Consider the following 20467-nt stretch of genomic DNA (forward strand, 5'->3'; position numbering starts at 1 on the left):
GCGGTTTTTTCATGCCCGAAAGAGGAGGCCACGCATGGCTTGGAAGCAACTGGTGCCCCCGGATTTGTCGATTCGTGTCTGGGCTGGATGGTGCCTGAGTCTGGCCCGTCAGGTGGCTCGCGCTCCGGCGAGGGAGGCGACCGCGTGGGATGCGTGGATGGCCGTCAAGCACCGGCATGGTCCAGGTGAGCCAATCCCGAACGTGCCCGTCATCCTCTGGCTCTCCCATTGGAATACGTACAACGGCACCTACAAAAACTGGGGTCATGTCGTCTACTGGATTCCGGGCCGCGGCTTCCTGAGCTCCCCCGGCAGTGGGTATGGACAGGAATGGTTGTCCAGTGTCGCCGCTGTGATTGCAAGGTTCGGTGGCGCATACGTCGGCTGGAGTGAAGACATCTCAACTCAGCGCGTCGCTCAACTCGTCGCCGACGCCCCCGCCCCCCAGTCAGCAAGCAGCAGCACAAACCAATCAACCGAAGAGGAGGAGCAAGCAATGCTTCGAGGACTCACTTACACCACAGCGGACGGTAAGAGCCGCATGTACATGCTTTTCAACCCCGTAAGCGGGTTTTACAGCGAATTTAGTAACGGCGCGGGTCGTGGCCCCATGCCAGGGTCTTACATCAACCCAATCGCTCAAAACTGGGAAACGAAGTCTTGGCCCACGGTGACAGCAGCTCACGCCGCACGCCTCAAAGCGGACCTAGACAAGGTAAGGAAGGGAATCTAGTAATGGATACGGTAACGACTTTGGCGACAATCCCCGCGATTCTTGCCCTGGTGCAACTCTCAAAGTCTTTCGGCATTTCAGGCAAGTGGGCGACACTGCTAGCCGTCGTCCTTGGCGTGGTCTTGCAAGTAGTCGAGTACACGGTGAGCGCAGACCCGACGACCACTCAGGGCTGGTATCAGGCGGCAGCTACCGGCCTGATCCTCGGACTGTCCGCCGCTGGACTGTATGACACGGCAAAACGCTCCGCAGATCAGGTTACTTACACGACTTTGCAGGAAGCCCAGCCAGTGGACGCGGGCCAGCTAGTAGGCGTGGACCCGGACGCTCCCGAGTGGTGGAACCCCGAACTACCAAACTACGGGGAACCGAGCGCGCTGGTTGACGGGGAAACCCTGGACGCCTCCCCCAAACACGCCGCCGAATAAGGGAAGGCCGAATCATGTGGCAGCGACTGAAGCACACATTATCTGAGCCTCGCATCATCAGCGGCGCTACAGTCGCCGCATACATGGTCGTGCTCGCCCTCGGAATAGACCTCATACCCAACCTACGAGGGGAACCCGCCTGGCAATGGGTGCCCGCCATAATGATGATGACCGGTGCCGCCGTTGGACTGCCATGCGCGTGGCTTGGCGGGCCAAAACGCGCACGCTGGGAACTCGTTTTCATGCCAATATCCCTCGGTGGGCTACTAGGAGGAATCGTCATCGAGTCATCAACCCTTTGGGGCAACGACTTCGCAGGACACGTCCTCATAGCCCTCGGCATGATTGTCCTGATCGTGGTGATAGTCCGCTGGGTGTGGCTGACCCGCTACTACGACCTTTTCTAAGAAGAGCGGAGGTCGCCAGTGGATTGGCAACCCATCATCATCGCAGTAATCGGGTCTACCGCACTCACGCAGGCCGTGAACCTTATCGGGGAGACCGACCCGAAACGCCGCAAACTCAAACGCAGGCTTTTGGAGTGGGAGGAGTGGGGTGCAAGAATCCGCCGCTGGTTACTCACTCAGTCGGTGGACACTACTGACATGCCGAAACCACCAGAACCCGAATAATCGTCCACGGCTCCCCCATAGCCTCAGGTTATAAAGGGGGTCGCGGCATAACTGAATATCGACACGCAAACAACACTTGGCCTCTCACCTGGCACTAGCTGGGTGAGAGGCCGATTTTGGTGTTTAAGTCGGCAGCAGGTGTTACGCTGATTTTGTGATCCCCGCTTCGGTGGGGATGATCCTTTGGATTGCGCTTTGCGTCAGCAGAGCTAACTCCCCGCCCTCCATTGAAAAATGGGCTGGCGGGGATTCTTTCTATCGGCACTCAGAAGCGTGCGCGTCCCGGCACTCAGGGCACCTACACCCACACCGCCACCCCCAACTCGTGCCGTGGTTCAGGTCTGGGCGTCGCCCACTCATCAGCGCCTCATCGAGAGCTTGCCGCCATTCCTCATCCCAGGACGCAATTCCGGTGAGCGCTTGCGGTCGAATCCCAGTTTTCTCAAAGATTTTCTTGTACGTGTCTCCCGAAGCGAGCATGGACAAAATCTGCTCCCGGTGAGGCTCTAGTGCCTCAAGTGACTTTCTCCTACGTAGGTCCCGGACTGCGCTCAAGTGTGCCCCTGCGCATTCCTCGCAATTGCATCCAGCGGACCAGCGAGCAGAGGTTCCGTGCTCTGACCTTTCGCCACGTTTGCTCCGATTGGTGGTCTTCGCGTCCCTGGCTTTTTCTAGCGCCGCTTGCGTCCATGGCGGTTGGGTGAGATTGCCGGCCTCGACTCGTGCCCTGAGTGTGGCCGGGGTGAGTCCGGTGATCCGCGCGGCTTCCCGCCATGACGTGACTGTCTTCGCTTTGCCCATGCTGACCCTCCTTGACCCACCAAGCCTACCCCGCGCGAGTGGGGATGATCCCTGTTTTAGGCTTTCAAGGACTCCGCTAGGTCCTGGAGAGCATCGATCTGGTCCCGGACGATCCCCCGCAGGTCATCGGGTAGAGCGTACGGAATCGGCTCTTTGTCGGACTCCCACTTCCTCAGGGTGTCATAGCGGACAGCGAGTAGCCCAGCCAATCGTGGACCAGTGAAACCCAGCGCGTGGCGAACCTTTTTCAGCTCGGCCCCACTCATGCGCCTCCTACCCTTCACGACCTGCGCTCTAGCGAAATCACCGGAGCCTTGCGTCAAATCCCAAATCGGGATGTGACAGACAGGCTCACCCAAAGCGTGGGAAATAGCCCCTAAAGCGAGGTCAAGCCGATTACCTCCAAGCTCGATGTCCGTGGAGTCCCGATCCACATAGGTATCACCAGGGCCTACTACCCCGTCGTCCACCCGGAAGGTTTCAGCGACAATGCGCCCATCCCTAGTGACTATCACGCCGGAGACTTCTCCCTCCTGGCCTTTGTGCTCCTCCGCCCACTTAGCAAGAGCCGCATACTGGGTTTCGTCAGCGTGAAGCTTACGGAGCGCTAGCCTCGCCTTGTCCTCAAAATAAGTCATCAGTCCTCGCCCCTTTTCTAGGATTCCATCTCACCAATGAGCTTCGCCAGAGCGAGGACAGTGGCCTTGTCATTACGGGAGTGTCCATCCCCAGCCATCGCAATCGCGTAATCGAAGTCGGAAAGCAGACCCATCAGCGGATGCCCGTCGAAGCGGTAGATCTCATTTCCAAGATCGTATTGAAGCTCGTCAGCGGGGATGTCCTCAGCCAGTATCATCTTGAGCTTGTCGAGGTTCTGGAATGCGGTCGGGTAAAGCTTGCCTTCCCCTGCTGCTTCGCGGGATTCGGCGATCTTGACCGCTTGAGCGCTTAACTGATCGACGTCTTCCATGGTCTTAGTCCTTTCAAAACTGGGTGCCCCGGCCCGCTTTGGCCGGGGCGGTGGAGTGGTTTAGTAGTTGCCAGTGAGCGAATCGATCAGAGCGGAAGCCTCCCGCTTCGACAGCTTCACCAGGTCAGCATCGGCAGGGACCCGCATGAATCCACCCTCGGAGCCAGCACCCTTGCGGATCAGGGTCCGAATATAAGCGATCTGGCGGTCCGTGGCAGGGGATACGGGGCGAGGTGCTGAAGCTTCTTTCTTCGGCTCGGTGACCCTAGATGCCGCATTCTCGATGGCGTACACCGCGTCGCGGTTCCAAGCTATCCATCCGAAGCTTTGGTGCTGAATGTTCTGATTGGGGGCGAGGGCGATGATCTGGTCTTCGGTCCATCCCGCATCGATGAGGGTCTGAGCTTCGCTGTCGATTCCGTACTGTGCCATTGTTCTGGTCCTTTCTGACCTGATGGGCGGGGACCTCTTCCCCTTTGCCTCATGTAATAAGTCTACCCCACTTATAAGGGGGGTGCAAGCCCAAACCGAGCGATCACCAAAAGTTACCAAACCGTGACCAAAGAAAGGGCTACCCAATCAAGAACCGATCTGCGAGCGTGCCCGAGATGAAGCCACACTCACCACTGCCGCAAAAGAGGCAGGAAATTAGGCGGTAATCTGCTTGGGTCGCAGTGATTGGCTCACTTGCTCTAGCGCGTCGCGGAGCATCTTCTCGTCCACATCCTGATAGCCCTCCGTGACCAGCACGTCCGAGTGGCCCATGATCGTCTTGATTATCTTCGGGTCCACATGGTCCCTCAGAAGCATCGTCGCGGTGGCTCGTCGCACTTCGTAAGCTTCCCAATATTTTGGCTTTCCGTCGCCTACTGGTGGCACTTTCCACTGCTGGGCGGCATCTTGGAGCGCTCGCCAGTCTTCGCGATCTTCTCTCTGTGAGCGCGGGTAGCCGTCTGCTCGCGGGAAGACCAGTCCGCCCTTGTTTTCTGGCCGCTCACTGCTGTCTCGCCACGCCGCCAGATACTTTGCTACATAGGGGATTAGTGGCATGACGCGCTGACCGGCGTCAGACTTCGGTCGCACAAGGTGCCACGAATCTTCCAGATGCTTGACTTCATAGCCATCTGGCACACTGAATCCACTCTCCCTTTTTCGTGGAGTGTTGTACGGGAGTGCTTGAAGCTGCCAGGAAACATCCATTAGCCCCCGTTCGAAGTCGATGGCATTCCACGTCAGACCTAGAACCTCAGCGGGTCTCATACCTTGCACGAAAGCGATCAGCCAGCGCACCCCACCAGGCCACTGTTCGGCCTTGGTTCGTAGCGCTATTGCCGCGTCCACTGGGACCGCTGTCCGCTGACGAGTGTTTTCCTTGCGCGGCTTCGGCACATCCAGCGCGGCATCGGATACGGTATACCCCTCGATCCTCGCGTCCCGCAAGCATTTCTGGAGCACACCCTGCACGGTTCCTGCCGTGGTCGAGGACAGTCCCGCATCGAGTACCGCTCGGCTCACCTTGCGCACATGGTCAGCGTCCACATCTTCGAGCTTCACCCTCCCAATTTGAGGGATCACCCATTTAGTCATGTACGATCGCGTACCCTTGAAAGTGTTGGGTCGTAGTCGTTTTTGCTGGATGGGAAGCCAATCTTTCACCCACGCCTGCACGGTCCTAGATCCTTTAAGTGCGGCGGCTCGCCCCTTCAGGTGGAGGATTTTGCGTTTGACCTGGAGCTTGTCCCACGCCTCATCTTCGTCCTTTGAGGTGACCACGATACGGCGGCGCTTATTTTTCTCATTGGTGCCCGCTTCGAGCGTGCCCACCCACATGCCGTCTTTGCGCTTGTAGAAAGACCCCTCTCCGTAGGGTAGACGGTGGTTCTTTTTCGGCTCCACGGCTCTTCGGGATGGCTTCATCTGAGGAGTGGGGACTCCTGGCAGCGGCGCTCTTTGCTCCCTTGATCGCTGGAAGTTCTGGGCGGAGGTCACTGGCTCTAAATGCGTGGGGTTAATGCATGCCTTGTTCTCACATAAATGGTCTAAGACAAGCCCGTCAGGAATTGCTCCCCTGAATGTCTCATACGCGACCACGTGAGCAAGTCGCAACTTCCTGGTCCCGTCAGACCGGGAGCCTACCCATAGCTGTCCGTATCCGGTCTGATTCTTAACCTTTTGCCACTCCCAGCACCCGCCCTCCGTAAGTTGCACACTTGACATCAATCGCTGTGGAAGCGGCGTGGATTCTTTCGCAGGCATGAACGCTCCTTACTTTAGCCATTACTTTGGCCTTCTGGTGCTACCGCTAAGCTACCGCAGGAGTGACCTAAATGGCTAGAAATGGCGGTTTATCGCGGAATTTTGAGACTCTACTAGTCTATAACCTTCGACTGAAAATCGAAAGGTCACGGGATCGACGCCCGTCGGAGCCACAGAAACCCCCGCCTGGTCGGGGGTTTGTTGTTTCTCCGGGTCAGAGGGTGTTTGAACCCGGCTTGTTCTCATCTCCCAGTGAGATAGCACTTCAAACTGTAGCCAACGGTGCGGTGCACTCCTGCCGTATCTTCAGATCCACAATCTGACTAGCCGTTCATCCCGTTATATTTGTTCCCGTGAGTGATTCTTCTGGTGACATTGTGGCGTTTTGGGAACGGGTTCGAACCAAGCTTCCTCACCTTCCAGAGGCTGTTCCCGAAGCGTGGGCCTTTGGTGCGACTCCTGAGATGGCCGACGAACTCCTCGCCCTAGTTCTCCGTGGAACTAAGACCGCCACCGCCTCATCCCTTTGGGAATACGAGCACGATAGCGACCCCCTCCCCGAGCCCGGTTCTCTCAGCATCCTTTTGGACGGCACCGGAGCGCCTCGTGCGATTATCGAAACGACGGACGTCAAAGTCGTTCCCTTCAACGAGGTCGATGAGACCCATGCGTACGAGGAAGGAGAAGGCGACCGCACCCTCGACTACTGGCGCAAGGTTCACGAGCACTACTGGCGCAGCTACTCCCCCCGATTTGAACCAGACATGCCAGCCGTGTGCGAGAAGTTCAGGCTCCTGCACCCAACCTCGGACCCGAATCCCGTATAGCTGGCTTAAATCGGAGGCTTGGCAACCTGTTGCTCGCCGAGACTTCCGATTTTGGCCACAACCCTCGCCACAGGTGTGGAACCAGCTACCTGCGCCGACCCCCTAGGGGCACAATGAAGCATGTGACTCCCAGCGACATCAGGCAAGCCGAACAACCAGCCGCACCCCAGACTAAGCAAAGTTGGACCTCCGGGTTCATGGTCCTCTTACCGGGACTGGCTCTAGCTCTGGGAGCTGCTACTCTCTCCTACGGCATCAACTTCCTGCAACCACTGATCAGCCCGATGATCGTCTCGATTCTGCTGGGAGTCTTGCTCACCAACCTCGTCCATCTCCCCGATTCGCTCACACCGGGAATCAACTTTGCCTCCAAGAAACTACTGCGTGCCGGAATCATCCTGCTGGGACTGAAGCTTGTGCTCTCAGACATCGTTTCCCTGGGCGCCCCAATGCTACTGGTAGTACTTGCAGTCGTCCTAGGTGGAATCCTTGGAACCGTACTGCTTGGACGGTTGATGCGAGTTCCGTCCCGGCTCACGCTCCTGATCGCTACAGGCTTTTCAATCTGTGGTGCTGCAGCCGTCGCGGGGGCCGCCGGAGTTCTCGACCCGAACGATGAGCACGAGGAAGACACCATCACCGCCGTCGCCCTCGTCGTCATTTTTGGAACGCTAATGATCCCGCTGCTTCCGGCGCTTGCCACGCTAATGCACCTGAATCCGGAGACGGCGGGGCTGTGGGCAGGCGCGTCGGTGCACGAAATCGCGCAGGTGGTCGCAATCGGCGGCATCCTCGGCGGAACTGCCCTGACCGTTGCCGTTATTGTGAAGCTGTCCCGCGTCTTGCTGATGGCTCCCGTGGTCGCGGTCTACAGTGCGCGGCAGCGGGCCTTGCTCAAGAATGCTGCGAACGAGGGATCTCCGGCCAAACTCCCGCCCTTCGTTCCCCCGTTCATTGTGGGTTTCCTTGCGATGGTTGCCCTACGGTCTTTTGTGCCACTGCCAGACGCGGTTTTGTCGGCAGGAGGAGTCCTCCAGACCGCGCTCCTCGCCGCCGCCATGTTCGGCCTGGGCTGCGGCGTGAAAATCCGGGATCTGCGTAAAGTGGGCTTGCGCCCGTTCCTGCTAGCGGCGTTATCTACGGTCCTTGTCTCAGTGATTGCCTTCGCTGGCATCCAATGGCTCGCGTAGCTCTGGCCCCCACTGCCAGGACAGAGAGGAATATCTGTCACAGTGTCCAGCCGATACCTAATTTCTCGCATGTTTTCGTTAGCGGACTAGCCACGCTGGTGGATATTCAAGTCCGAGAACCCCGGGATCTCCCGAACCCCGCCAAGCGGCCTATTCCGAGCTGTGAATCAGGTGTGTGTCCTCAACCAGATCGTCGAGCGGCATCAATCGATCATCAATTGGGAACTGCATTGAGTACTTTGGCAGATCAGCGGTCACGTCACCGAAGTCGTCCCGCTTCATTTTGATTCCGTCAGGTGATACCTCAATGAGTTTCACCCTCACCCACGATCCGTCGTCCGTACGGAACCCGTACAGATCAGCCAAGTAGCCGATTCCTAGTTCATCCAGGCGTTCCTCCGCGGAAGTCCAGTCCGTCGCTTCGCCCTTACGCCCGAGGAGATCAAACGTCACGAAACCCTCGCCCTCGGGCGCGATCCACCCGACCAGTTCACGATCGCCGCGACGATACTCCAGCCAGTCTTCAGGAACACTCATAGAACCACCCTATCGATGCAACAAAAGCTCCTTTATCAAAAGGAGACGCACGAGGGCTCTGAAGGAACCCCGTGCACCAATTACGCAGAACCCATGAAGCCAAACTATGGCACCGGAACCTTGCGGCTAGTTGTCACCGTCCCAGCCAACCGATTGGATAATCGGCTAAGCATTCCGTCTTTCCCAGGCCTTCCAGTACCCGTTCGGCGTTACTTTCGTCAGTTCCTTCAGCCGCTTGTTGACTGCCTTGAGAGTTCGGACGGGTATCCCGCTCGCATCACCCACGGAACTCCGACTAAAACTCATGTCCGGACCTTTGATCTCCCAACCATATGTGCGCCCTGGACCGACACTGATTCCCGCGCTCCGCTGGTATCCGATCTTTCTGAGAGGGATGAGGTCGACCATCTCGCGGTATCCTCCACTAATGACGGCCAGCGCATCTTCTTCCATCGCCTGGGCGGCACTATCCCATGTCTCATCGCAGGCATCGCATCCACAGTTGGGGTAATAGAACACGCCAAACTCCCCTGCGGCCACCCGCACCCCAGGGTAAGAGGTGCAGATAAAGGAAAGCGGCGAGCAATCGCCATCGTTCGGCGTCAACCGAACCACGCGGTCAACTTCATCCGGTCCGGGCACGCTAAACTCACGCGCACCCAAGGTTTCGAGCAGGTGCACTCCCTCGTCCACCCGAACCTGATAGTTGTTCACCAGGTATTGAACCAAGGCATCCACCACCGTATGCAGCGGCGCAAAACGCTCAGGATGGGCGGTTACAGAGTAGCTTTCCTCGGGAGGGCTGTCAGGCCAACGGGCCCCATAGTCGATGACTCTGCCGTTCTCGTCATAGAAGACGCGCGACTTAATCGCCGGGCGTATGTACTCACTCACTGAGAACCACCTACGGTCGGGGCGCTCCGCTCTTGGATTATGAGGACAGTCATTCTCGTATACGCCCACGAGGTGTGCTCTTCCCCTGCTTGCCATTCAACCAGCGTACCGGGGCCGACCGGGACCTCGACGTCGTCTGCACCGGCAACCCGTCCAGTTCCAGAAACCACATAGAAGAGTTGGTTCTGTCCTGCCCGGTGTCTGGGTAGGGACGAGTGCTCGTCGAGGACTGCGATATCGACTCGAACACGTTCCAATCGAGTTTGGTCCAGCAACATCGACATTGACACACCGGTGGCACCCGGCACATCGTCAAACCCAACAGCAGTTACTTCCATGAAAGCAAACTACAGGAGTCACCTACGTAGGAACGCTTCTGCGCTAGCGCTAACCGCGTTAGCCAGAAGCATCGAATGCTTCGCTACGGCGTCCGACGTTGGAAATGGGTTCGGAAGCCCAGTCCAGTCCGTCGCTTCACCCTTACGCCCGAGGAAATCAAACGTCACGAACCCCTCACTCTTATTCGCGATCCAGCCCATGGTTAAGACAAGAGCTCTTTTACTAAAAGAAGGCACAGAGGACTACCAAAAAGCCCCTGCACCAATTGCGGACAACCCACGACGCCAAACCACCGCCCCTCTGCATCGGAGCATTCAAGGCTCTGTATGCACACATATCTGTTTGCCAAGGCTCGTTTGTTGCCGCACTTCACGTCGATGTTGGCGCTAAATAACGGGACATCCCTCGACCGCACGAGGCAGACATCGTCAATTGAATTGGGACCAAGGTCACTGTTGTATTCCGGTCGAACGTTTGTGTTATGTGACATATTGCCTTCGTGCTGATCAAAGGCGACAGTCAGCAGCACAAGGAAGAAAAATGGCTCAAGTAGCAATTGACGAATCATTCAGCCCTCAATCCACAGCTCCCCGGATAGCCGAAACAAAACCCAAGAAGGACCGCTCTCACTGGCTCTACATCATGGTCATCATTGCCGTGATCGCAGGGATCATGGTTGGCTGGCTTGCCCCAGAGGTAGGCGTAGCTCTGAAACCATTAGGAACAATATTCGTCCAACTCATCAAGATGATGATTGCACCGATCATCTTCTGCACAATCGTTCTTGGCATCGGCTCGGTGAAGGCCGCTGCCACTGTTGGAAAAATCGGCGGATTGACTCTGGGTTATTTCCTCACAATGTCGACACTCGCCCTTGTCATTGGGCTGATAGTTGGCAATATCATCGAACCCGGGTCGGGACTTGATATTCCAGAGGGAAGCACTTTTAGCCTGGGGGACCCGGCCGAAGACCACGGGTCGGGAGTCTATGGATTCCTCTCCGGTCTTATACCAACAACGATCTTCGCTTCTCTAACTGGCAGTTCCGTGTTGCAAGTCCTTTTCGTGGCTTTGCTTGCAGGGTTGCCGTACAACGCATGGGTGCAGGTGCCAATAAGGTCCTCTCTACCGTGGGATTGCTACAAAAGCTAGTCTTCCGCATTCTCACAATGATTCTTTGGGTGGCCCCAATCGGAGCGTTCGGCGCAATCGCTGGCGTTGTCGGCGAGACCGGAATCGCGGCAGTTGCGCAGCTTGGACTGCTTATGCTCGCGTTCTATCTGACCTGCATCGTGTTTGTATTTGTGATACTTGGATCGATACTTTTCGCTGTTTCGCGTCTAAGCGTCTTCAGGCTATTCAAGTACCTTGCACGCGAGTTCCTCCTTATCGTGGCCACATCGTCGTCAGAGTCTGCCCTTCCAAATCTCATGGCGAAGATGGAACACCTTGGGGTAAACAAGTCAACGGTCGGCGTCGTCGTCCCGACCGGTTACTCATTCAACCTTGATGGAACAGCGATTTATTTGACGATGGCTTCAATCTTCATTGCTGATGCGATGGGTAAGCCTATGCCTTGGGGCGAGCAGTTTGGGTTACTGATCTTCATGGTCATCGCCTCAAAAGGTGCAGCCGGCGTCACGGGCGCTGGAATTGCCACTCTTGCAGCAGGACTGCAGGCCTATCGTCCCGACCTTTTGGACGGCGTGGGCATCATCGTTGGCATTGACCGTTTTATGTCCGAGGCTAGGGCACTAACCAACTTCGCCGGGAACGCGATCGCGACCGTTGTCATAGGTACCTGGACTAAAACCATCGACAAACAGCAAGCCCGTTTAGTGCTCTCGGGACAGTGCCCATTCAACTATGCGGAACTTGGTGTGGTTGAGCCAACCGTTGAGGCTGGTGAGATTCCCGACGTACCCGACGAGATCGCCGAGCTCTCCTCGGCCACGCCTTACCCAGTCATCCAGGAGAAGAACTGACCAAGAGACAATCGTGTCGGCGCATTTTAGGGTGGACGGATGATCCATCAGATAGTCACCAGATTTGCGTCTGCCTTGTTTGAATGGGATCTGACAACTCGTTGCATCCGCGCAGAGACCTGTCACCGGGAGCCGCAATGAAGCGGCTGTTAGCAATGTCCCAAGCCACGGGCGACTGACTACTACCAGACGCGGCAACGAACATTTGGGAATGGGTGGGCACCCAGGCTGACCGAGTACGTTCTCCTTCAGCTTGAGTGCCCACCTGATCGTTGCCTGTGTCTGTGGCGATTCTGACTCGGGCTTACCCGTCCGGTTCAGTCTCGCGACCCGGTGGTGTGCCCGAGGACCGCGTTAGGCTAAGTGGGTCCATCGTCCCCACCCCCGGGAGGTTCATCATGGGAAACAGACTTGGCCGCACATTCGTATCCATTGTTGCCGGAGTTGCTTTGCTATCCAGTTGCTCCAGCGGAACTAGCACAAGCAACACGGAAAGCAGTGACGACCAGTCCGGCTCGACCACCTCTGATATGGCTGAGAACGAGGATGGCAAGCCACTCGTCGTCGCTATGGAACTCGCTTATCCTCCGTTTGAGACCAAAGACGAGGCGGGCAACCCCGAAGGAGTCTCCGTTGACTTCTTCCGCGACTTTGCGAACGCCTACGGATACAACCTGACGATTGAGAACACGTCTTTCGACGGCCTCATCCCCATGCTGCAGACCGGCAAGGCTGATGCCGTCATGTCTTCAATGACCATTACTGAAGACCGCAAGCAGTCGGTTGATTTCTCTGACCCGTACGCCCGAGCACAACTAGCGATTCTGGCAAACGCCGACTCCGGCATTGAAAGCATCGACGACTTGAACCAGGCGGGTAAGACCGTGACAGTCAAAACAGGGTCCACTGGGGATGTGTTCGCCACCAAAAACCTACCCAATGCGGACATCGTTCGGCTTGCTGATGAAAGCGCTGCCGTAACTGAGGTCACCCAGGGGAAAGCCGATGGTTTCCTCTATGACCAACTGACTATATATCGCAACCAGCAACGTAACCCAGACACCACCAAAGCCGTCTTCGTTCCTTTCCAAGACCCCGAGTACTGGGGCATTGCCGTTGCGAAGGGGAACGAGGAACTTCTGAATCAGATCAACGAGTTTATTGCCCAGTACTCAGCGGATGGCGGATTCGATGCGATCACTCAGAAACACCTTGCGGAAGAGAAGAAGGCGTTCGACGATCTCGGATTCTCGTGGTTCTTCGACCTAGACTGAGCGAGCACTGCATGAAACCTCGCCCCGGACCGAAGAACCTGCGAGATGTATGCAGGAGCAGTAATTTTGAGAGTTCTGTTAGGAACCACCGATGTTGAGCACCTGGTTTAGGGCGGTTCCGGGGAAGAAAACCCCACCACTCAAAGTTGCAGCCAACTACCTCTTGGTTGCCGCTCTCATCGTCCTGGTCTTCTGGGTTTCCCTGTATCAAGCTGGCATTCGACTAGATTTCAGCTTTGTTGCTGAATACCAGGTGCGACTGGTTGACGGGTTCATCCTCACCCTGAAGATCTGTCTGGCCTCCGTCGTACTGGCCCTGGTCATTGGTGTCCCGGTCGCTTTGGCGGCGAACTCCCGACTCCTACCGTTGCGATACGGCGCAGACATTTACGTGAAGATCATCCGCGGAACCCCACTCCTGGTGCAGATCTACCTCTTTTACTACATCATCGGCACCGCCTGGGGGATCAACAACAAAACCTGGGCGGGAATCATCATCCTCTCTGTCTTCAACGGAGCGTATGTCGCCGAAATCATTCGTGGCTCTGCCTCCTCCCTGGACCGTGACCAGCTCCTTGCAGCCGACGCCGTAGGTTTCACTAGGACGCAGAAGCTTCGCTACGTCGTGTTTCCTCAAATGGTGGCGAGGACCCTGCCCGCACTGACAGGCCAGTTCGCCTCGCTCATCAAGGACTCTTCGTTGCTGTCCGTCATCGCGGTCATCGAGGTCACACAGACGATTCGTGAAATCACTGCAACCAACTACAACTTTTTTGGTGGCTACATCTTCCTTGGAATCCTCTACCTCTGCCTAACGCTGCCACTGATGCTGGTGAGTTCCCACTTTGAGCGGAAGTTTGACTATGCGCATTGAGCTAGAAAATCTCCATAAGTCCTTTGGTGAACAGCAGGTGTTGTGCGGTATCAACTTTGACGAGGACGTATCGACTCTCGCGTTGATCGGGCCCTCGGGCGGCGGTAAGTCCACGCTGCTACGCACAGTCGGCGGACTGGAAGAGCCCAGTTCCGGAACCGTCAAGATCCAGGGCACACAAGTCGACTACCGCGCCTCGTCCCTTCCGGCCTACCGCGCGTCACTAGGATTTGTCTTCCAACACTCCGGCCTGTTTGATCACCTGAACGCCATCGAGAACATCGCGCTTCCTTTGCGAACCGTCCACGGGGTTTCGGAAGAGGACGCCCGCGAGCAGTCCCACGCCCTCCTAGACCGTTTCGGGCTGTCAGAGGTGGCCACCAAGCATCCCGCCCAGCTCTCTGGTGGAGAACGTCAGAGGGTGGCGATAGCAAGGGCAATTGCTCCTCGTCCGCAGTTGCTGCTACTGGACGAGCCGACATCCGCTCTCGACCCCGAGTACACAGCCGAGGTGCTGGGAGTTATAAACGATCTGAAGCAAGAGGGAACGCGTTTCATTATTGTCACTCATGAGATGGGGTTTGCCCGCCGAGTTTGCGACAAAGTGGCATTTCTCAGCGGAGGCGTTATTAAGGAGTATGGCCCCAGCGGGGACATCTTCACCCATCCGCGTACCCCCGAGTTGCAACGCTTCCTTAGCAAGCTAAGCCAGTGGGGATAGAAGGTAATTGGGTTTGGGAACCCCACTTCGTACTTGGGGTACCGTAAGTTCGACAAGGATTAGCTACTTCTTCTCTCCGTACTTCAAGATTGCGGCGTCTATCTGGGGGCGGTAACGCTCGATCAATTCCTTCTGGATTCGGTCGTCGATCACTTCTAACCGCGTGTCGTAGTGGACTTCTTCCGCGCAGCTAAAGTCATCAACGGCCTGCTTTATTTCCTCTTCCTGGAACTCGCGCTTCTTGTCTTTTGGCGGATCCATACAGGTGTTACCAGAACAACCACTCAGAACGTCGTACTTGTCCCGCATCGCCCGACTCGCATCGCCGCGGGTTTCTAACCCCTCGTACCCCGCGTCCAACATGCACGAGGACCACTCCGCCTCTAACGTCTCCATCTCTGGATCCCGCCGCACAGTGTCCCAGACGCCGCCTATGGCATCAACCAATTCACTGAACTCAGGGTCCTCATAGAAAGCGTATGGAGAGTCCTTAGTCGTCTCATTCTGCGCCCAACCGAAACAGCCAAACTTCGTCCAGTCGTAAACGTACTCACCGTCTTCAGAAGCCTCAATGTCTTCGGGCGAATCTCCCTCTCCATACAGTGTCAACCAGTACGTCTGCTGTTCCTCAGAGCTGAGGGATGAAAAATAGTCTGCGTTCGGATCTGAATAGTCCGTCTCCTGGCTGGTCACGATTGATTCCTCGAACCATGGACTGTTAACTATTCCGTATCCGTACTGCTGGGCGAACTCAAGGGTTCCCTGAGCCCAGCCCGCAACGGTCTCCGCACTGTACACAGACACGTTCCGGTTCGTTGGGATGTACTCGAAACCCTCCTTCTTCATGCACTGGGCCATTAACTCCTCTTCCTCAACCGCCTGGGCCTTAAGTTCTTCTAGATCGGGGCCGTCAGTAAGGAATGTCAGTTCGGACCAGAGCAGACCGGGGTCGAACTCCTCGGCCGCATCACCTGATGAAGAAGAGCAGGCCGAGATCGCCACGACTACCGTGACGACCTCAGTTAGAAGGAATCGAAACCTGCGTCTCTGCATACCCAAAGCCTACCGAGGCATCCTCACTTAATAGGAAGAACCTAAGCTCAGTCGGCGATGTTTCCATTTGCCAGTCATTGGCAGTGGCAACCAATACGGGGGACATCCGGATTAATTCCCGCAACACAGATGGACGGCCCCTTACTTGAGATACCCCATCCCGGTATGCTTTCCTTCAGTAGGTCGAGATAGGCACTACTTCGCGCGAGGTTGCTCCCGCGTCTTTAGTAACACGCATTCCAGAGCTCTCCAGGAACCAAATAGATGACCGACCATGTCACCACGCGTAGCGACGCACTCAGCACAAAGCAGTCGGTTACCGCGCCGGATGTCCCCAGAATCCAGCGGCGCACCCTAGTTGTCTTGATCATCTCCCAAATCTTCGGAACCATCGGAGTCGGAGTCGCACCTTCTATCGGCATCCTCTTGGCTGGAGAAGTAACTGACAGCGAGGCATGGGCGGGACTTGCCAGAGTCGCTGGAATCCTCGGCACTGCGACTATGGGCATCCCCCTCGGAAACCTCGCGACTCGCCATGGGCGCAGAGTTGCCCTGACAACCGGGTGGACAATTGCAGGTCTTGGTGGACTAATTCTGATTGCCGCCGCGCAGTGGGGCCTTACTGTTCCGCTCTTTGTCGGACTATTTCTCTTTGGTGCGGGCTCCGCAGTGACACTTCAGGCACGTTTTGCCGCCACTGATCTTGCCGCACCCGTCAACAAAGCCCGCTCGCTCTCACTTGTGGTCTGGATGGCGACAATCGGAATGGTGCTGGGGCCAAACCTTGGGGTTCCGGGCGAAGCCGTCAGTCAACTGACGGGACTCACCGTCTACGCCAGCGCATTCCTCATTGCAGTCGCGTTTTCAGTAATCGCCGCACTGGTGGTCCTTTTCTTCCTCCGCCCAGACCCAATGCTCCTCTCGGACGAACTCACCGCTACCAAGAATCCCGCGCCTCTTAAGAAAAGCGGTGCGATCAGGAGCATCGTAAACGAGATGCGAGACAACCGACCGGCTCGGGTTGCCATCATCGCAATTGTCGTGGGTCAAGTCGTAATGGTCTCAATAATGACAATGACCCCAGTTCACGTGATGCACGAGGGAGGGTCACTGAGCTTAGTTGGAATAACAATCAGCCTTCACATTCTTGGCATGTACGCGCTGGCACCCGTCGTCGGACTTCTCACCGATCGATTTGGCAATAGATTGACAATGACCCTGGGCGGATTCATCTTTCTGCTTTCGCTGCTGATCGGGATTTGCTGGGCAGGCGACATGACCTGGGTCGTCATCTCTCTCATCCTGCTTGGCGTTGGATGGTCATTCGTCAACGTCTCCGCATCAGCGCTCTTCGCGACGGCGGTCTCGTCAGAGACACGCGCATCGTCCCAGGGCGGAGTGGACTCACTAGCAAATCTATTCGGCGCGCTCGCCGCATTCGCTTCGGGACCCCTAATGGCAGTAACGAGTTTCTCCGCACTGTCGATAGTAGGGGTTGTCGCCCTCATTCCGCTCGCCGTGGTGCTCTCCCGGCCAATGCGGTAATGCCTGTTGAGAGTACGCCACTTTAGTTCTGAAAAAGGTGGCGAAGCGACTCTAGGCAGTCTGAGTACGTTTTCACGTAAGTCGATCTGGATATCCGCAGACCGTTCAAACAAGGACCGCTCAAACAAGATGGCACCAAAGTGATTACGCCGGCCACGCAAAACACCGGACAAGGATATTGCCTCAGAGACGACCACCGCGGTCGCCCCTTACGCTTAGGGTCATGAGCAAGACGTCCCGCAGCCGATTTTCCAAGCTGGCTCGCTCCGGCTGGATTTCGCACCAGCACGGCGGATGGGCCATGGTTTTAGCTCCGATACTCGTCGGGAGCATTCTCGGCGGGTTTGCCTGGCAGCAGCTACTGCTTACGGTCACGGCCCTAATAGGGTTCCAGTTCTACGATGTTCTTTCACTGTGGATTCTTTCGGTCGCTCCTCGCCCCAGAAACCGCACGGCCACCGGAAAACTACGTCTAGAAAGAGGGAAAAAATACCTTCCAGCTCTGCTCACTTATGCCACGCTGTTCGTTGGGTCTGCGGTGGCACTCATTTTGAGAGAACCTTCCCTACTCTGGTTCGGCCTCGCTCTGGTGCCGTTAGTGCTTGCTTCGCTTCAACAAACCTGGACGGGGAGTCCGAGGAGCTTCCTAGCTCGTTCCTCCATGATCACCGCCGCATGTTTGCTAATGCCAATGGCCACGATGCTGGGTACCCGCGTCCCCGATTGGCGGCATATCTGGATTTTTGCCATCGTCCTCGCGGTCTACTTCATCGGCACCATCGCCTACGTCAAAACGATGATTCGCGAACGAGGTAACCCAACCTGGCTTCGTTTCTCCCTCACCTATCACGCAGTTCTAGTCGCGCTCGCCGCCGTCGGTGCCGCCCTGGGTGTGGCGAGTCCCTGGCTCGCCGCCGTCTTCGTTGTCCTTTTGTTGAGAGCTTGGCTATTCCCCTATCTCTCCGCGCGCCGACCTCACCCGATAAAGCCCGTAGTGTTTGGTAGCACCGAGTTTCTTTTCTGCGGAGCGGTAGTGGCTGCGCTACTACTTGGCTAACAAAAACCACGGACCGACCGTACTCAAGTGCCAACTGGCGTGAGCTGTGGGCCTCGATAAGCAAAATCTCACCGACGCCCAAAACGCGGTGACTACCACAATGCGCCCGACCCATACGACACGGCCTGACCTAGGCTTCATCGTCGGCAGATTGTCACTTGCAACCTTCATTGCAAAAGTATGCTCAGCGCAATTGAACGATGCGATTTTAGGACGTTATGGTGCCGTGCTGCGCTCAGGAACGAACAGGGTCGTCATGTCTACGCCCTCTAGCTCCAATAGTCGGATCTTTGTATCAATGCCTCCCGCGTAGCCCGTCAAGCTTCCATTTGCGCCGACAACCCGGTGGCACGGAATGATGATCGAGATCGGGTTGTGCCCCACGGCCCCTCCGACCGCTTGACTGGACATTGACTCCCGGTTCGCACGCGCCGCCATCTGCTTAGCGATCTGACCATATGTGACGACCTCACCGTACGGAATCCCGCAAAGAATCTCCCATACCCCCTGCCGAAAAGCTCCCCCGATCGGCGCCAGTGAGAGCTCGGCAATCTCTGGCCTTTGGTTGGCGAAATATCTGTCTAGCCAAGCTTTCACATCATCGAGTAGGGCGATATCGTCGCGCGCCAGCATGGCTTCGGGAATGCCTCTCCCGTAGTACTTCTGCCCCTGACGCCAGAGTCCGACGAGGTTCTGTCCGTCGCCATCGCAGGCCAGCGTAAGCGGACCGATGGGCGAAGCATAGTTAGTGGAGTAATACACGGATCATTCTCCTTGGTCGTATTGAGGCGAACGAGCAGGGACGGACGAGACTCCTGCAGTGTCCGCCTCAAGTGCGTTCCATAGACTGACCGTTGCGTAGCTACGCCACGGACGCCACCGCTCCGCCATCTCAAGCAACTGCTTCGAAGTGAAGCCAGGTAATGCCTTTCTGATTCCCACATCTGTCGCGAGAAATGCGTCCGGCCATTCCATCGCCCGCATCGCGATGTACTGTGCCGTCCAATCCCCAACGCCACGAATGCTCTTTAACTTCGTTATCTCTTCTTCCGGCTGGGCTAAAGGGGTCAGACTCAAATCGCCCGAAGTCATGCGCTGAGCCAACTCACAAATCGCCCTCGCTCGCATTGAGATAACCCCCAATTTGCCGAGATTCTCAGTGACTTCATCACCCATTGCCGCTATTTCATGGGGCGAGGGAAACGTATGCGTCAGTCCCTCCACTCCTGTCTGTAGGGGTCTCCCGTATAGAGCTGCGATCCTTCCGGCCAGAACTCGTGCAGCCCCGACGGATATCTGTTGTCCTAGAATCGCTCGCGTTGCCATTTCAAAAGAATCAAAGCTACCGGGAACACGGGTTCCTAGCTTTGCTGCATCGTGACGGACATCGTTCAGTTGTCTCAACACCCCATCAACTGCCGAAGGGTCACAGTGAAGATCGAAAAGGCCCTTGGCCCTTGCAAGCACCCTTGGCAGCACGGACAGTAGTGAATCGCTTACCGTCACGATCAAGAGGTGGTTTCTCTCATCATTAGCGACACTCAGGTGACCAGATAGGGACTCGCCGCCAGCCAGCAGGAGTCGAACCGTACGCATGTACTTGCTGTCCGTCACCAGTTCGACTCCAGGAATTGCGCGCCTGGCCAAAAATTCCAACATCTCCTTCCAGCGATACGGCGGCCGGTATCCGAGGCCCACAGAGATAACTCCGTCCAAAGTCGATCCTTCTGAAGCGCGCTTGCGCAACGCTGTTGGGACAAGTCGGTATCTCTTCTTGAATACCTCATTAAAGCGCCGAAGGCTTCCGAATCCAGACGCATTGGCAACATCGATGACTGACAGATCGGTATCTGTCAGTAGGCTCTTTGCCAGCAAGAGACGACAGGTCTGTAGGTACTGAACGGGCGAAACGTTGTACTCGGCCATAAAGACGCGGCGCAAGTGGCGCGAGGAGCAGCCTAGGCTCTCAGCGATCTGTTCCAGACTCTGCTCGTTCCCGCAATCCTCCTCAAGCATCCGGGCAGTTCGACGCGCCAGATTCATGCTTGCGTCCGTTGTGGATGTTCCGGGCGCGCGTTCCGGTCGACACATCAGACATGGCCGAAATCCTGCGTCTTCAGCTTCGGCGGCAGATGAGTAGAACGTACAATTCTCTTTCTTGGGCTGTTTGGCACGGCAGACAGGGCGGCAGTAGATTCCCGTCGACGAGATTGCGACAAAGAAACGGCCGTCAAAACGGGCATCTTTAGCGGCAAACGCGGAGTAGAGAGATCCGCTAGTTTCAAGCATTTTCGACCCCTCTTCCTCGGCGCTCGGAGTCCAAGCTACCAACCCCGACCCGCGAACACTCG

At 56.6% G+C, this 20467-nt stretch carries 21 protein-coding genes and 1 pseudogene; 12 read left to right on the forward strand and 10 right to left on the reverse strand.

Annotated features, from left to right (window positions below; all coding sequences use genetic code 11):
• The first annotated feature begins 34 nt into the window (after nucleotides 1–34).
• Genes U6G28_02670 through U6G28_02685 form a run of 4 tightly spaced genes read left to right on the forward strand, consistent with a single transcriptional unit; the run spans nucleotide 35 to nucleotide 1793 of the window.
• Nucleotides 35–733 carry a hypothetical protein gene (locus tag U6G28_02670; protein WRS30610.1) on the forward strand — a complete coding sequence of 233 codons (699 nt, stop codon included), beginning with the start codon at nucleotides 35–37 and terminating at the stop codon, nucleotides 731–733.
• A gap of 2 nt (nucleotides 734–735) precedes the next feature.
• The gene (locus tag U6G28_02675; GenBank protein WRS30611.1) at nucleotides 736–1161 is read left to right on the forward strand and encodes a hypothetical protein; all 426 of its coding nucleotides are present in this window, start codon (nucleotides 736–738) and stop codon (nucleotides 1159–1161) included.
• 14 nt (nucleotides 1162–1175) lie between these two features.
• Nucleotides 1176–1568 (forward strand): hypothetical protein, encoded by a 393-nt coding sequence (locus tag U6G28_02680; protein ID WRS30612.1) that lies wholly within the window; start codon nucleotides 1176–1178, stop codon nucleotides 1566–1568.
• Between the two features lie 18 nt (nucleotides 1569–1586).
• Nucleotides 1587–1793: a hypothetical protein gene (locus U6G28_02685; GenBank protein ID WRS30613.1), complete on the forward strand. Its 207-nt coding sequence runs from the start codon at nucleotides 1587–1589 to the stop codon at nucleotides 1791–1793.
• Nucleotides 1794–2650: 857 nt separating this feature from the next.
• On the opposite strand, the gene U6G28_02690 is transcribed toward U6G28_02685, so the two are convergent.
• The 4 genes from U6G28_02690 to U6G28_02705 all read right to left on the reverse strand — a co-directional run bounded on the left by U6G28_02690 (nucleotide 2651) and on the right by U6G28_02705 (nucleotide 5820).
• Nucleotides 2651–3232: a hypothetical protein gene (locus tag U6G28_02690; protein WRS30614.1), complete on the reverse strand. Its 582-nt coding sequence runs from the start codon at nucleotides 3230–3232 to the stop codon at nucleotides 2651–2653.
• Nucleotides 3233–3249: 17 nt separating this feature from the next.
• Nucleotides 3250–3564 carry a hypothetical protein gene (locus U6G28_02695; protein WRS30615.1) on the reverse strand — a complete coding sequence of 105 codons (315 nt, stop codon included), beginning with the start codon at nucleotides 3562–3564 and terminating at the stop codon, nucleotides 3250–3252.
• Between the two features lie 60 nt (nucleotides 3565–3624).
• A complete protein-coding gene (locus U6G28_02700; protein ID WRS30616.1) occupies nucleotides 3625–3996 on the reverse strand; it encodes a hypothetical protein in 372 nt (123 codons plus the stop codon).
• Nucleotides 3997–4212: 216 nt separating this feature from the next.
• On the reverse strand, nucleotides 4213–5820 hold the full coding sequence (locus U6G28_02705; GenBank protein WRS30617.1) for a tyrosine-type recombinase/integrase: 1608 nt from the start codon (nucleotides 5818–5820) through the stop codon (nucleotides 4213–4215).
• A gap of 353 nt (nucleotides 5821–6173) precedes the next feature.
• On the opposite strand from U6G28_02705, the gene U6G28_02710 reads away from it, so the two are divergent.
• Together U6G28_02710 and U6G28_02715 are read left to right on the forward strand one after the other, a co-directional pair.
• Nucleotides 6174–6647 (forward strand): ASCH domain-containing protein, encoded by a 474-nt coding sequence (locus U6G28_02710; protein WRS30618.1) that lies wholly within the window; start codon nucleotides 6174–6176, stop codon nucleotides 6645–6647.
• Nucleotides 6648–6760: 113 nt separating this feature from the next.
• The gene (locus U6G28_02715; GenBank protein WRS30619.1) at nucleotides 6761–7837 is read left to right on the forward strand and encodes a YeiH family protein; all 1077 of its coding nucleotides are present in this window, start codon (nucleotides 6761–6763) and stop codon (nucleotides 7835–7837) included.
• A 150-nt stretch (nucleotides 7838–7987) separates the two neighbouring features.
• On the opposite strand, the gene U6G28_02720 is transcribed toward U6G28_02715, so the two are convergent.
• From U6G28_02720 to U6G28_02730, 3 genes are all read right to left on the reverse strand, one after another.
• Nucleotides 7988–8374, reverse strand: a complete 387-nt coding sequence (locus tag U6G28_02720) for a hypothetical protein (protein ID WRS30620.1) — start codon at nucleotides 8372–8374, stop codon at nucleotides 7988–7990.
• Nucleotides 8375–8539: 165 nt separating this feature from the next.
• Nucleotides 8540–9268: a DUF6226 family protein gene (locus tag U6G28_02725; protein ID WRS30621.1), complete on the reverse strand. Its 729-nt coding sequence runs from the start codon at nucleotides 9266–9268 to the stop codon at nucleotides 8540–8542.
• Nucleotides 9265–9606, reverse strand: a complete 342-nt coding sequence (locus U6G28_02730) for a cupin domain-containing protein (GenBank protein ID WRS30622.1) — start codon at nucleotides 9604–9606, stop codon at nucleotides 9265–9267. The genes U6G28_02725 and U6G28_02730 overlap by 4 nt, the downstream gene beginning before the upstream one ends.
• Nucleotides 9607–10279: 673 nt before the next feature.
• Between U6G28_02730 and U6G28_02735 the strand changes: the two are divergent.
• The 4 genes and pseudogenes from U6G28_02735 (at nucleotide 10280) to U6G28_02750 (ending at nucleotide 14461) form a co-directional block, all read left to right on the forward strand.
• Nucleotides 10280–11592: pseudogene (locus tag U6G28_02735) on the forward strand (cation:dicarboxylase symporter family transporter).
• 398 nt (nucleotides 11593–11990) lie between these two features.
• Nucleotides 11991–12866, forward strand: coding sequence for a transporter substrate-binding domain-containing protein (locus U6G28_02740; GenBank protein ID WRS30623.1), 876 nt, complete (start codon nucleotides 11991–11993; stop codon nucleotides 12864–12866).
• A gap of 91 nt (nucleotides 12867–12957) precedes the next feature.
• Nucleotides 12958–13740, forward strand: coding sequence for an amino acid ABC transporter permease (locus U6G28_02745; protein WRS30624.1), 783 nt, complete (start codon nucleotides 12958–12960; stop codon nucleotides 13738–13740).
• Nucleotides 13730–14461, forward strand: coding sequence for an amino acid ABC transporter ATP-binding protein (locus U6G28_02750; GenBank protein WRS30625.1), 732 nt, complete (start codon nucleotides 13730–13732; stop codon nucleotides 14459–14461). The genes U6G28_02745 and U6G28_02750 overlap by 11 nt, the downstream gene beginning before the upstream one ends.
• A 63-nt stretch (nucleotides 14462–14524) precedes the next feature.
• Here U6G28_02750 and U6G28_02755 read toward each other — a convergent pair whose 3' ends face one another.
• On the reverse strand, nucleotides 14525–15514 hold the full coding sequence (locus U6G28_02755; protein WRS30626.1) for a hypothetical protein: 990 nt from the start codon (nucleotides 15512–15514) through the stop codon (nucleotides 14525–14527).
• Nucleotides 15515–15778: 264 nt separating this feature from the next.
• On the opposite strand from U6G28_02755, the gene U6G28_02760 reads away from it, so the two are divergent.
• Together U6G28_02760 and U6G28_02765 are read left to right on the forward strand one after the other, a co-directional pair.
• Nucleotides 15779–17059 carry an MFS transporter gene (locus U6G28_02760; GenBank protein ID WRS30627.1) on the forward strand — a complete coding sequence of 427 codons (1281 nt, stop codon included), beginning with the start codon at nucleotides 15779–15781 and terminating at the stop codon, nucleotides 17057–17059.
• A gap of 223 nt (nucleotides 17060–17282) precedes the next feature.
• Nucleotides 17283–18116, forward strand: a complete 834-nt coding sequence (locus U6G28_02765; protein ID WRS30628.1) for a YwiC-like family protein — start codon at nucleotides 17283–17285, stop codon at nucleotides 18114–18116.
• 216 nt (nucleotides 18117–18332) lie between these two features.
• Here the strand turns inward: U6G28_02765 and U6G28_02770 are convergent, their stop codons facing one another.
• Both U6G28_02770 and U6G28_02775 read right to left on the reverse strand, forming a co-directional pair.
• Nucleotides 18333–18878: a methylated-DNA--[protein]-cysteine S-methyltransferase gene (locus tag U6G28_02770; protein ID WRS30629.1), complete on the reverse strand. Its 546-nt coding sequence runs from the start codon at nucleotides 18876–18878 to the stop codon at nucleotides 18333–18335.
• Between the two features lie 3 nt (nucleotides 18879–18881).
• Complete coding sequence (locus U6G28_02775; GenBank protein WRS30630.1) at nucleotides 18882–20405, reverse strand: AlkA N-terminal domain-containing protein; 1524 nt, start codon at nucleotides 20403–20405, stop codon at nucleotides 18882–18884.
• Between the last annotated feature and the right edge of the window lie 62 nt (nucleotides 20406–20467).

It is taken from the genome of Actinomycetaceae bacterium MB13-C1-2 (assembly GCA_035621235.1).
Classification (GTDB): Bacteria; Actinomycetota; Actinomycetes; order Actinomycetales; family Actinomycetaceae; genus Scrofimicrobium.

Coding starts and splice junctions, on each gene's coding strand:
- U6G28_02740 (WRS30623.1), top strand. CDS start 11,991: ATGGGAAACAGACTTGGCCGCACATTCGTATCCATTGTTGCCGGAGTT.
- U6G28_02700 (WRS30616.1), bottom strand. CDS start 3,996: ATGGCACAGTACGGAATCGACAGCGAAGCTCAGACCCTCATCGATGCG.
- U6G28_02745 (WRS30624.1), top strand. CDS start 12,958: ATGTTGAGCACCTGGTTTAGGGCGGTTCCGGGGAAGAAAACCCCACCA.
- U6G28_02690 (WRS30614.1), bottom strand. CDS start 3,232: ATGACTTATTTTGAGGACAAGGCGAGGCTAGCGCTCCGTAAGCTTCAC.
- U6G28_02730 (WRS30622.1), bottom strand. CDS start 9,606: ATGGAAGTAACTGCTGTTGGGTTTGACGATGTGCCGGGTGCCACCGGT.
- U6G28_02680 (WRS30612.1), top strand. CDS start 1,176: ATGTGGCAGCGACTGAAGCACACATTATCTGAGCCTCGCATCATCAGC.
- U6G28_02705 (WRS30617.1), bottom strand. CDS start 5,820: ATGCCTGCGAAAGAATCCACGCCGCTTCCACAGCGATTGATGTCAAGT.
- U6G28_02715 (WRS30619.1), top strand. CDS start 6,761: ATGAAGCATGTGACTCCCAGCGACATCAGGCAAGCCGAACAACCAGCC.
- U6G28_02675 (WRS30611.1), top strand. CDS start 736: ATGGATACGGTAACGACTTTGGCGACAATCCCCGCGATTCTTGCCCTG.
- U6G28_02775 (WRS30630.1), bottom strand. CDS start 20,405: ATGCTTGAAACTAGCGGATCTCTCTACTCCGCGTTTGCCGCTAAAGAT.
- U6G28_02755 (WRS30626.1), bottom strand. CDS start 15,514: ATGCAGAGACGCAGGTTTCGATTCCTTCTAACTGAGGTCGTCACGGTA.
- U6G28_02720 (WRS30620.1), bottom strand. CDS start 8,374: ATGAGTGTTCCTGAAGACTGGCTGGAGTATCGTCGCGGCGATCGTGAA.
- U6G28_02760 (WRS30627.1), top strand. CDS start 15,779: ATGACCGACCATGTCACCACGCGTAGCGACGCACTCAGCACAAAGCAG.
- U6G28_02670 (WRS30610.1), top strand. CDS start 35: ATGGCTTGGAAGCAACTGGTGCCCCCGGATTTGTCGATTCGTGTCTGG.
- U6G28_02695 (WRS30615.1), bottom strand. CDS start 3,564: ATGGAAGACGTCGATCAGTTAAGCGCTCAAGCGGTCAAGATCGCCGAA.
- U6G28_02750 (WRS30625.1), top strand. CDS start 13,730: ATGCGCATTGAGCTAGAAAATCTCCATAAGTCCTTTGGTGAACAGCAG.
- U6G28_02765 (WRS30628.1), top strand. CDS start 17,283: ATGAGCAAGACGTCCCGCAGCCGATTTTCCAAGCTGGCTCGCTCCGGC.